The 10,980-nt window shown below is 38.9% G+C and carries 9 protein-coding genes and 1 pseudogene; 2 read left to right on the top strand and 8 right to left on the bottom strand.

The window, feature by feature from the left end; genetic code table 11:
* Positions 1-75: 75 nt before the first annotated feature.
* A complete protein-coding gene (locus AXE83_RS06255; RefSeq protein ID WP_000078698.1) occupies positions 76-825 on the bottom strand; it encodes a class A sortase in 750 nt (249 codons plus the stop codon).
* On the bottom strand, positions 825-3,293 hold the full coding sequence (gene gyrA / locus AXE83_RS06260; RefSeq protein WP_060955818.1) for a DNA gyrase subunit A: 2,469 nt from the start codon (positions 3,291-3,293) through the stop codon (positions 825-827). Before gyrA ends, AXE83_RS06255 begins: the two co-directional genes overlap by 1 nt.
* 195 nt (positions 3,294-3,488) lie before the next feature.
* On the opposite strand from gyrA, the gene AXE83_RS06265 reads away from it, so the two are divergent.
* Positions 3,489-4,475, top strand: coding sequence for an L-lactate dehydrogenase (locus AXE83_RS06265; RefSeq protein WP_045763432.1), 987 nt, complete (start codon positions 3,489-3,491; stop codon positions 4,473-4,475).
* 57 nt (positions 4,476-4,532) lie between these two features.
* Here the strand turns inward: AXE83_RS06265 and sdbB are convergent, their stop codons facing one another.
* From sdbB to AXE83_RS06295, 6 genes are all read right to left on the bottom strand, one after another.
* Positions 4,533-5,093: a thiol-disulfide oxidoreductase-associated lipoprotein SdbB gene (gene sdbB / locus AXE83_RS06270; RefSeq protein ID WP_060955819.1), complete on the bottom strand. Its 561-nt coding sequence runs from the start codon at positions 5,091-5,093 to the stop codon at positions 4,533-4,535.
* A gap of 12 nt (positions 5,094-5,105) precedes the next feature.
* Positions 5,106-5,813: a thiol-disulfide oxidoreductase-associated membrane protein CcdA2 gene (gene ccdA2, locus AXE83_RS06275; RefSeq protein WP_060955820.1), complete on the bottom strand. Its 708-nt coding sequence runs from the start codon at positions 5,811-5,813 to the stop codon at positions 5,106-5,108.
* Positions 5,814-5,940: 127 nt separating this feature from the next.
* Positions 5,941-6,801 carry a methionyl aminopeptidase gene (locus tag AXE83_RS06280; protein WP_045763436.1) on the bottom strand — a complete coding sequence of 287 codons (861 nt, stop codon included), beginning with the start codon at positions 6,799-6,801 and terminating at the stop codon, positions 5,941-5,943.
* A gap of 14 nt (positions 6,802-6,815) precedes the next feature.
* Positions 6,816-8,093 carry a CBS-HotDog domain-containing transcription factor SpxR gene (gene spxR, locus AXE83_RS06285; protein WP_060955821.1) on the bottom strand — a complete coding sequence of 426 codons (1,278 nt, stop codon included), beginning with the start codon at positions 8,091-8,093 and terminating at the stop codon, positions 6,816-6,818.
* Positions 8,086-8,637, bottom strand: a complete 552-nt coding sequence (locus AXE83_RS06290) for a GNAT family N-acetyltransferase (RefSeq protein WP_049525843.1) — start codon at positions 8,635-8,637, stop codon at positions 8,086-8,088. The genes spxR and AXE83_RS06290 overlap by 8 nt, the downstream gene beginning before the upstream one ends.
* A gap of 16 nt (positions 8,638-8,653) precedes the next feature.
* Positions 8,654-9,913, bottom strand: a complete 1,260-nt coding sequence (locus tag AXE83_RS06295; protein ID WP_060955822.1) for a UDP-N-acetylglucosamine 1-carboxyvinyltransferase — start codon at positions 9,911-9,913, stop codon at positions 8,654-8,656.
* Between the two features lie 181 nt (positions 9,914-10,094).
* On the opposite strand from AXE83_RS06295, the pseudogene AXE83_RS11245 reads away from it, so the two are divergent.
* Positions 10,095-10,835: pseudogene (locus tag AXE83_RS11245) on the top strand (transposase); the annotation flags it as partial.
* Positions 10,836-10,980 lie beyond the last annotated feature (145 nt).

Below are 10,980 nucleotides of genomic sequence, written 5' to 3' on the forward strand. Positions count from 1 at the left end.
TTCAATCAGCTACCGCGTCAAAGTTTGATTGCTAATAAAAAATGAGGTCGGGCTCTTTTGTCCCAACCTCTTCTACTATTCATAAAATTGTTTATAGGGTTTATTAAAGGCTTCTAAGATATCTGATGGAGTTTCTGCATAAGATTTTATCTCTGTCAAATTTCCTTTAACGATGATTCTCTCAACTGCATTAGCATCTTCACAGGTTACTAAGGTAATCTCTTTAATCCCATCACGTTCGTCAATTACATCTACTCGATCAGGAGTTACAATTTTAACTTCTTCAATCTCGTATGTATAGACTTTCTCTTTATCAGTGAGATAAATTTTCATCCCTTTCTCAGCGCGAGCAAGAGGAGAGAATAATTTCTTATCTGCATTTTCACCTGCAAAGATACGGTGACTTGCTAGAGAATAATTTCCTTCTCCCATTACCTGATTGGCTTTCATTGTCCCAGCACCATAAAAGAGGTTAACATTATCGAGTCCCTTAAATATTGGCAGATTCATTTCAAGCTCTGGAATGGCAATACCTCCAATAACCGGAAGTTGCTGAGAATTCCACTGAGCTGATAGGACTGCCTCCGAGGAAAGTGATTTTACAGAGTCAAAATCGAAATTCCCTTCTGTTTCTTTATTCTCCTCAATCTCTTCCTTAGTTACTTGACTGACCTGATACTTATTAGTGTTCCAAATCATGAACATATCACGAATATTGGCATTGAAGATTAAAGCGATAGATAACAAGATTAGGAATCCTGCCAGTATGTTAATCAGAAGATTCTTACGTTTATTTTTTTTACTTTGATTCTTTTTTTGAGACATTATGCTTCACTTTCTGTTTCCTGTTCTGCCCCAACTTCTTCTTTTTCTGCTGCTGCAACACTTGTAAAAGTCACAATCTTAGCATCTTGATCTAGACGCATCACTTTTACTCCCATAGTTGAACGCCCCGTTTGTGAAATATTGGCTACATTTGTTCGAATCATGACACCTGTGTCAGTGATAATCATCAAGTCTTCGTCACCGTTTACTGTTAAGAGGCCAGCCAGAGGACCATTTTTTTCAGTAACATTGGCTGTTTTCATTCCCTTACCGGCACGACCTTTTGTTGGGTATTCAGTCGCAACTGTGCGCTTACCGTATCCTTTTTCAGTTATGATAAGGACTTCATCTTGGTCAGTGATCACTCTCGCTCCTACTACTGCATCACCTTCACGAAGGTTTACCCCTTTAACACCAGTGGCGATACGACTCATACTACGAACTGAAGACTGATTGAAACGAACTGCATAACCTAATTTGGTTCCGATGATGATATCCGTGTCTTTTTCAGTTAGTAAGACATTAATCAACTCATCCTCATCTTTCAGATTCAAGGCTTTGAGACCATTTTGACGAATGTTTGCGAATTCTTTAACGCTGGTTCTCTTAACAATACCAGCACGAGTTGTAAAGAAGAGGTAAGCATCATCACTACGTTCTGATTCAACATTGATAATGGTTTGAATGCTTTCACCATCGTCTAGTTTCAAAAGATTGACGACTGGCAAGCCCTTAGCAGTGCGACCATACTCTGGAATTTCATACCCCTTAAGACGATACACACGCCCTTTATTAGTAAAGAATAGCAAATGATCGTGAGTGCTGGTTGAAACCAATTCACGCACAAAGTCATCGTCCTTAACTCCAGTTCCTTGGACCCCACGTCCACCACGTTTTTGAGCTGTAAATTCGTCTTGGTCCAAACGTTTGATATAACCTTTATTTGATAGAGTGATGAGAACATCAGACTCTTCAATCAAGTCTTCATCTTCAAGCGTCAAGACTTCACCAACCATCAACTCAGTACGACGTGGATCGCCAAACTTACGTTTGACCTCATCCAATTCTTCCTTGATGATTTGCGCTACGCGTTCTGGTTTTGCAAGAATGTCTGCCAAGTCAGCAATCAAAGCAATAAGCTCATCATATTCCGACTGAATCTTGTCACGTTCCAAACCTGTCAAACGACGTAGACGCATATCGAGAATTGCTTGACTTTGACGTTCAGATAACTTGAACTTGCTCATCAATTCAGCTTGGGCTTCTGCATCCGTTTCACTGGCACGAATGATACGAATAACTTCATCAATATGGTCTAGGGCAATTAACAAACCTTCTAAGATATGTGCACGCGCTTCAGCTTTCTCTTTGTCAAATTGAGTACGACGAGTCACCACTTCTTTTTGGTGCTCAATATAAGCATCCAAGATTTGACGAAGAGAGAGAATCTTTGGTACACCATTCTGGATAGCCAGCATGTTAAATCCAAAGCTAGTTTGCATTTGAGTCATCTTGAACAAGTTGTTCAAGATAACATTGGCAGAGGCATCACGCTTCACTTCGATAACAAAGCGAACACCCTCACGGTTAGATTCGTCACGAACAGCTGTGATTCCTTCGATACGTTTTTCTTGAACTAAACGCACAATATGTTCATGGACTTTGGTCTTATTAACCATGTATGGAAATTCTGTTACAACGATACGTTCGCGACCAGTTTTTGTTTCCTCGATTTCTGTACGGGAACGAAGAACAATGGAGCCTTTTCCTGTTTCATAGGCCTTATGAATCCCTGATCTCCCCATAACAAGGGCACCGGTTGGGAAGTCAGGCCCAGGGAGTACTTCCATCAAGTCCTTAGTCGTAACTTCTGGATTATCCATAACCAACTTAACCGCATCAATGGTTTCACCCAAGTTATGTGGCGGAATATTGGTCGCCATACCAACGGCAATACCTGTAGCACCATTGACCAAAAGATTTGGGAAACGAGCTGGTAGAACAACAGGTTCACGTTCATTGGCATCATAGTTATCTACAAAATCAACGGTGTTTTTATTGATATCACGAAGCATCTCAAGTGCAATCTTGCTCATGCGCGCTTCAGTATAACGCTGAGCTGCGGCACCATCACCATCCATGGAACCAAAATTCCCATGCCCATCTACAAGCATGTAACGGTAACTCCACCATTGAGCCATACGAACCATAGCTTCGTAGATAGATGAGTCACCGTGCGGATGGTATTTACCCATGACATCCCCTGTAATACGAGCAGATTTCTTATGAGGTTTATCTGGTGTCACACCCAATTCGTTCATACCGTATAGAATACGACGATGAACTGGTTTCAAACCATCTCGAACATCAGGAAGGGCCCGCGATACGATAACACTCATGGCGTAGTCGATAAAGCTGGTCTTCATCTCCTTTGTCAGATTGACATTCACTAAATTTTTATCTTGCATTAACAAATGCCTCATTTCACTATTAGTAACTAGATATATTATACCATAGTTTAGCTTATATTTCAGTCTATGGACACACATAAAACGCTTACATTGATAACTGGATGTTATATCCGTGACAAAGCTATTTAAAAGTGATAGAATGGAATCAGACAGGGTATTACCCTAAAAAAAACAAAGGAGATGTTTAGACTAATGACAGCAACTAAACAACACAAAAAAGTTATCCTCGTTGGTGATGGTGCCGTAGGTTCATCTTACGCTTTCGCTCTTGTTAACCAAGGAATTGCCCAAGAACTTGGTATCATTGAAATTCCTCAATTACACGAAAAAGCTGTTGGTGACGCTCTTGACCTTAGCCACGCCCTTGCTTTCACTTCACCTAAAAAAATCTATGCTGCTGAATACGCTGACTGTGCGGACGCTGACCTTGTAGTTATCACTGCTGGTGCTCCTCAAAAACCAGGTGAAACTCGTCTTGATCTTGTTGGTAAAAACCTTGCAATCAACAAATCAATCGTAACACAAGTTGTTGAATCAGGATTTAACGGTATCTTCCTTGTAGCTGCTAACCCAGTTGACGTTTTGACATACTCTACATGGAAATTCTCAGGATTCCCTAAAGAACGCGTTATCGGTTCAGGTACTTCTCTTGACTCAGCTCGTTTCCGTCAAGCCCTTGCTGAAAAATTGGATGTAGACGCTCGTTCAGTTCACGCTTACATCATGGGTGAACACGGTGACTCAGAATTTGCCGTTTGGTCACACGCTAACATCGCAGGTGTTAACCTTGAAGAATTCCTTAAAGACACTCAAAACGTTCAAGAAACTGAATTGATCGAATTGTTCGAAGGTGTTCGTGACGCTGCTTACACAATCATCAACAAGAAAGGTGCTACATACTACGGTATCGCAGTTGCCCTTGCTCGTATCACTAAAGCAATCCTTGACGATGAAAATGCAGTACTTCCACTTTCTGTATTCCAAGAAGGTCAATACGGAATCAAAGATGTCTTCATCGGTCAACCAGCTGTTGTTGGAGCACATGGTATTGTGCGTCCAGTAAACATCCCATTGAACGATGCTGAAACTCAAAAAATGCAAGCTTCAGCAAAAGAATTGCAAGCTATTATTGATGAAGCTTGGAAAAACCCTGAATTCCAAGCTGCTTCAAAAAACTAATTTAAGTTAGAAAAAATGTCTAGACGATTTGTCTAGACATTTTTATATTTCATTACTTTATTTCATTTGAGCAAAAGCTGCTTCTGCATCTGCGTTACTAATTGCACCTAATTGCATCTTAGCAATTTTACCTTGTGAATCAATTAGATACTCTGTAGGGATACTTCGAATTTGATAGGCTTGAAAAACAGCTCCTTTTGTATCATATAAAACAGGGATGTCTTTATAACCTTGTTCCTCAAACCACTTTGGAAATTGGTCTACCGTTTTTTCACCTTGAAGCCCTGGCGCAATGACAGATAAAATTTCGAAACCACGATCTTCCTTAGCAGCAAGTTCCATCAATTCTGGCATACTCTTCTTACATGGTCCGCACCAAGATGCCCAAAATTTAAGATAAACTTTTTTACCTTTAAAATCAGATAATTTCACTTCTTTTCCATCCATCGATTGGAGGGTGAAATCAGGTGCTTCTGCTCCAATAGCTACTTGCTTCACATACGCTTGTTGTGTCTGACTTGATTGATTTTGTGGACTTGATTTTTTCTCTTCCTTGCCACAAGCAATCAGAAGAAAGAGAGACAAGAAACTAAGTCCAAAATAGATAATTTTTTTCATAGATTACTCCTTTTATCCTAATATTCCAGATAAGACATTTAACTGTCCCAACATTAATAAAATTCCCATGAGAACGATCAATAAACCACCAATTTTCTTCAATAAAAGTATGTGGAATTTGATTCTACTAAAATAAGGCATGACAAGACCTGATGCCAAGGCCAGAACTAAAAATGGAAGTGCCATTCCGAGAGTGTAAATGAGGGTTAATAAGGCCCCCTGAAGAGCTCCATTTCCTCCTGAGGCAGCCAGTGCTAAAACAGAACTTAAAACTGGGCCTATACATGGAGTCCAGCCAAAGCTGAAGCTGATACCCAGTAAAAAAGCCGAGAGATATTTACTAGACTGTTTTTGCTTAAATGTTACTGTTTTTTGTACCTCTAATTTTTGTAGATGAAGAATTTCCATCTGATGCAATCCCAGTATGATAATCATGATTCCCATGACATAACGGAACCAGACAGCATAAAGTAAATTCCCAAGGAATCCTGCTCCAAATCCAAGAATAAAGAAAATGAGAGAGATACCCGCAATGAAACAGAGGGTACGAATCAATCCTGACCAGTCAACATCTTTACCCAAAAAACGAAATGTCTTTGACTTCTCTTGATCATCTAGCAGAACACCTGCGTAGACTGGTAACAAGGGAAAGATACAGGGAGAAAAGAATGACAAGACCCCAGCAATAAAGACAGAAATAAAAAATAAAATACTTTCCAATTAAAAACCTTCTTTCATATAGTCATCTTTTATTTTACTATAAAAGAAAACGTTTGTAAGATATCTGCTACGCAAATTTATTTTCAACTTGAAAGAATCAAAAAAAGGAGCTCAGCTCCTTTTTTGATTAATAAGTTCCCTCTTCACCTTGACTTGTCAAGATTACAGGTCCATCTTTAGTAATAACAAACTGATGCTCGTACTGACATGATAGTCCACCATCGATTGTTTTATGTGCCCAGCCTGTTTTCATATCTGTATCGATTTCCCAATCACCTGTATTGATCATAGGTTCAATGGTTAAGACCATGCCTTCACGAAGGCGGAGACCACGACCTGCGATACCATAGTTAGGCACCATTGGTTCTTCATGCATAGTTGGACCAACACCGTGTCCTACAAGATCACGAACAACTCCGTACCCACGACTTTCAGCATATTCCTGAATAGCAGCTCCAATATCTCCAATACGATTTCCTACAACAGCCTGCTCAATTCCCTTATACATAGCTTCTTTGGTAACATCCATCAAGTTTTTAACTTCTTCTGACGGTTTTCCAACAGCGTAAGCCCAACAAGAATCTGCCAATCCGCCCGTAAAGTTTTGAGTGTATTTTTTCATCTGCTCAACGTTGTTAAAATTAAGTTTAGAAACATTGAGGTCAGACTTAGCGATTGGCCCACCAAGAACCATATCAACTTTCAGCAAATCGCCTTCCTTCAAAATATAGTGGCGTGGAAAAGCATGGGCTACTTCGTCATTAAGCGAACAACAAGTTGCGTATGGATAATCCATCATTGCCCCATCAACACCAATTTGAAGAGGGAGGAAATTTTCTTCTTTACAACGACGACGCACATATTCTTCTACTTCCCACATATCTACACCTGGTTTGATGATGTCTCGCAAACCGATGTGAATACTGGCAAGAAAATCGCCAGCCTTATCCATTGCTTCGATTTCTCTAGCTGATTTTAATGTAATCATGTTTTCTCCTAGTTTTAATTAATTTTTACAGTAACATTTGCTTTTGATACGATTTGATGATTGATATAAATGTCATAGTCAATAATGGCTGACCTTCTCGTATGATGAATAATTCTAGCCTGAATTCGCAAGATATCATCGATCTGAACAGCCTGTAAAAAGTAAATCAACATCTGTTCAATGATGAGGTTACGTCCGCTATTCACGACCAGATCCTGCGTCATATGGGTCAAAATTTCTGAAAGAACTCCATTTGCAAGGACTCCATTTTTTTCCAACATAAATGGTTCAACCGTAATGACAACTTCATCATGGTGGTAAGATAACTTCTGACCAACCTGTTCTGAAAATGTTGGCAAAGCTGAAACTTGAGAGCGGCTCATCTTTTCCATGACATCCCGTCTAGTAATAACACCAAGTAAAGTTTGATTACTTCTCACAACAGGTACCATTTCAAAGTCTTCAGCAATCATTCTCTGGCTAACGTTAGCGATATTCGTCGATAAACCAGTCATGTAGACTGTCCTTGTCATGACCTTATCTATCGTTGTACCAGGTGATTTATCCCCAGCATCACGCATAGTAACTACACCAACAACGACCTGATGCTGATTGATGACAGGAAAACGGCTCGTTCTATTCTTACGAACCAAGTCTAGATAATCTTTGACAGTATCCGTTTCCTGTAGAAATCCATATTCATGACTGGTACGATAGATTTTTTCAACCGTTAAAATATCTGTCTTAATCTGAACATTAGACAAAGCTCTGTTGATCATAGTTGCAATTGTAAATGTATCATGTTTACTGCGCAATACTGGAATATTTTTTTTATTAGCATGGTTCAAAACATCTTCATGAACTTCAAATCCACCTGTTACCAAGACAGCATTTTCATTTTCTAGTGCTAATAACTGAATACGTGTTCGATCTCCTACGATAAGTAAGCCGCCATCATGAAGATATGAAAGAATATTCTTTTCAGTCATCGCTCCAATGGAGAATTTACTAAATTCTCTATCCAATCCAGCTTGACCAGCTAAAACTTCCGAGCCTGTAACTTCTGCAATTTCTGCGAACGTTAATTTCTCAATAGCTACTTTTTTTGACTTTACACGTACTGTTCCACTTCGAGGACGTGTTTCAACAAGTCCCCTATTTTCAGCTTCTTTGATAGCCCGATATGCCGTACCATCACTTACTCCCAGCCGATTTGAAATACTACGAACACTGACACGCTTCCCAACTGGTAATTCTTCCAAGTAGGCTAATATTTCTTGGTGTTTACTCATTTAGATTTCCTTTTGTATAACGGAATTCTAGATAATCCCGCATCTTTCGGGTATAACGATCGCTACCTTTAAAACGACGATAAAGAACAAAATCTGATTTCTCTGCTACTTTCTGACTAGCAACATTTTCTAGATGTGTCACAATCGAAAGTTGCTTCAAGGCAAACTCGTTCATAGATAAATCTCGTAATTTGGTAACTGCTTCAGTCATATAACCCTGAGACCAATAGTCTTTCTTTAAAAAATAGCCAATTTCAGCTTCTTTCTTAATTTCATCAAGTTTTTCAAACTTGATAGCTCCAATCATTCTTTGCTCTTTTTTATCACAAATAGCCCAGATCCCCAAAGGTGATTTCATAAAATAATTGGCAAGAGCATACTGACTTTCTTCAATACTTGCTTGTGCAGGAAAGATAAATTGAAGATTTTCAGGATCTGATGCAAGTTGATGAAAATCATCTACATCTGTAAAAAAGAAGGGACGGAAATATAAACGTTCCGTCTCATAGAAAGAAAATTTTGCTAATTTAGTCCAGATATTCATTGCAATCCTCAAAGTGCTAATCTTCGATTAGCTCAATATCTGCTCCAAGATTACGCAATTTTTCGATAATATTCGAGTAGCCTCGAAGGATGAATTCTACATTGGTAATCTCTGTTTTTCCTTCAGCCATCAAGCCAGCAATAACCAAGGCAGCTCCAGCACGTAGGTCTGTCGCCTTAACTTTTGCACCCTGCAAAGGATTTCCACCCTTATAAAGTATGTGGTCGTTTGTTGTTGAAATATCTGCATTCATTTTGGCTAATTCAAAAACATGGTTGACACGTTTTTCATAGATTGTATCAATCAATGTGCCACGACCTTCTGCTTTTAAAAGCAAAGGAGTAATAGGCTGTTGAAGATCTGTTGCGAAACCTGGATAAGGAGCTGTCTTGATATTAACAGCCTTTAGATTTGTTTGCTCTTCGACGAAAATACTGTCTTCAGAAACAGTCATGTGAACACCCATTTCTTCAAGTTTAGCAATAAATCCTTCTAAATGCTCATAAAGTACATTATTAATTCGAATCCCATGACCTACTGCAGCAGCCAATGAAATATATGTACCTGCTTCGATACGGTCAGGGATGACTTGGTGACGTGTTCCATGAAGGCTATCTACACCATCAATAGTAATCATATCCGTACCTGTGCCACGAATATGAGCTCCCATATTGTTTAATAATGTAGCCACATCAATAATTTCAGGTTCGCGAGCAGCATTTTCAATAACTGTTCGACCTTTAGCTTTTACTGCTGCTAGCATCGTATTGATTGTTGCACCAACACTAACAGTATCCATATAGACATGTGCACCATGTAGACTTGATCCTTGGGTTGAGAGATTCATATTATCTCCCTCGTAGGTTGTCTTAGCTCCCATAGCTTCAAATGCTTTTAAATGCAAATCAATCGGACGCGGTCCTAGGTCACACCCTCCAGGCAAACCTACAGTTGCTTCACCAAAACGACCTAAAAGACTACCATAGAAATAATAAGACGCACGCAAGCTATTAATTTTACCATAAGGTATTGGTTTATTTTGAACACCACGAGGATCAATCTCAAGAACATCGTCATAACGCTTGACACTAGCTCCCATGATTTCCATAATCTCAATAAGACTAGCTACATCAGAGATGTCTGGAACACAATCCAAAATCACAACATCATCTGATAAAATAATGGCAGGAATTAAGGCAACGACACTATTTTTAGCGCCACTAATCGTAATCTCACCTTTCAATGGTCTCCCGCCGTTAATGACAATTTTTTTCATTTTATGCTCTTTCACTATTTATTAAGAAGGTCTCACCCTATATTATACCATATTTCTTACTAATAGCCAATCCTATAAAATAATTAACAAACGTCTCACACTTAATTCCACCATAAAAATCCGTTTTAGACTAATTTCCACTTTGGTCAGGAAAGTGGAAGTTACTTTGAGAAATTACCCTCAAGATTTTGACAATCTCAATATCATCACAGTTCTGGAAGGTAGAACACAATCTATCATCCGAAATCATTTTCTTAAATATGAGAGTTCTGTCCGAAGTCGCGTCAAAATCATTACTATGGATATGTTTAGCCCTTATTATGACTTGACTAGACAACTTCGCTTTCGAATTTCTAGGCTCAGGCTGAAACAGTCTACGAGACTGTTTCACTCCCAAACGCTAAAATCGTTCTGGATCGCTTTCACATTGTACAACATCTAAGCCGTGCTATGAGTCGTGTGCGTGTACAAATTATGAATCAATCAGGATAGTCGTAAACTGAGTGATAAACATTTTTATCGCCCTACTTTTCGTATGCATTTAACCAATAAGGAAATCCTAAACAAGCTTTTGAGCTATTCCGAAGACTTGAAACACCACTATCATCTCTATCAACTCTTGCTTTTCCACTTTCAGAATAAGGAGCCGAAGAAATTCTTTGGACTCATTGAGGACAATCTAAAGCTGGTTCATCCTCTTTTTCAGACTGTCTTGAAAACATTTCTAAAGGACAAAGAGAAAATTGTCAACGCTCTTCAACTACCCTATTCTAACGCCAAACTGGAAGCCACTAATAATCTAATCAAACTTATTAAACGCAATGCCTTTGGTTTTCAGAACTTTGAAAACTTCAAAAAACGCATTTTTATCGCTCTGAACATCAAAAAAGAAAGGACGAAATTTGTCCTTTCTCGAGATTAGCTTTTCTTCAACCCACTACAGTTGACAAAAAATACCAGATGAGGTGTTTTTTAGCGTGCCCTTTTATGGATCAATAAGTGGTAAAAATAAGACAGTAACCTCAGAATAGCTACTGTCTTATCTCTTTTTTTACTTAAGGCCCTTG

The organism is Streptococcus sp. oral taxon 431, from assembly GCF_001553685.1.
In the GTDB taxonomy this organism is placed as follows: Bacteria; Bacillota; Bacilli; order Lactobacillales; family Streptococcaceae; genus Streptococcus.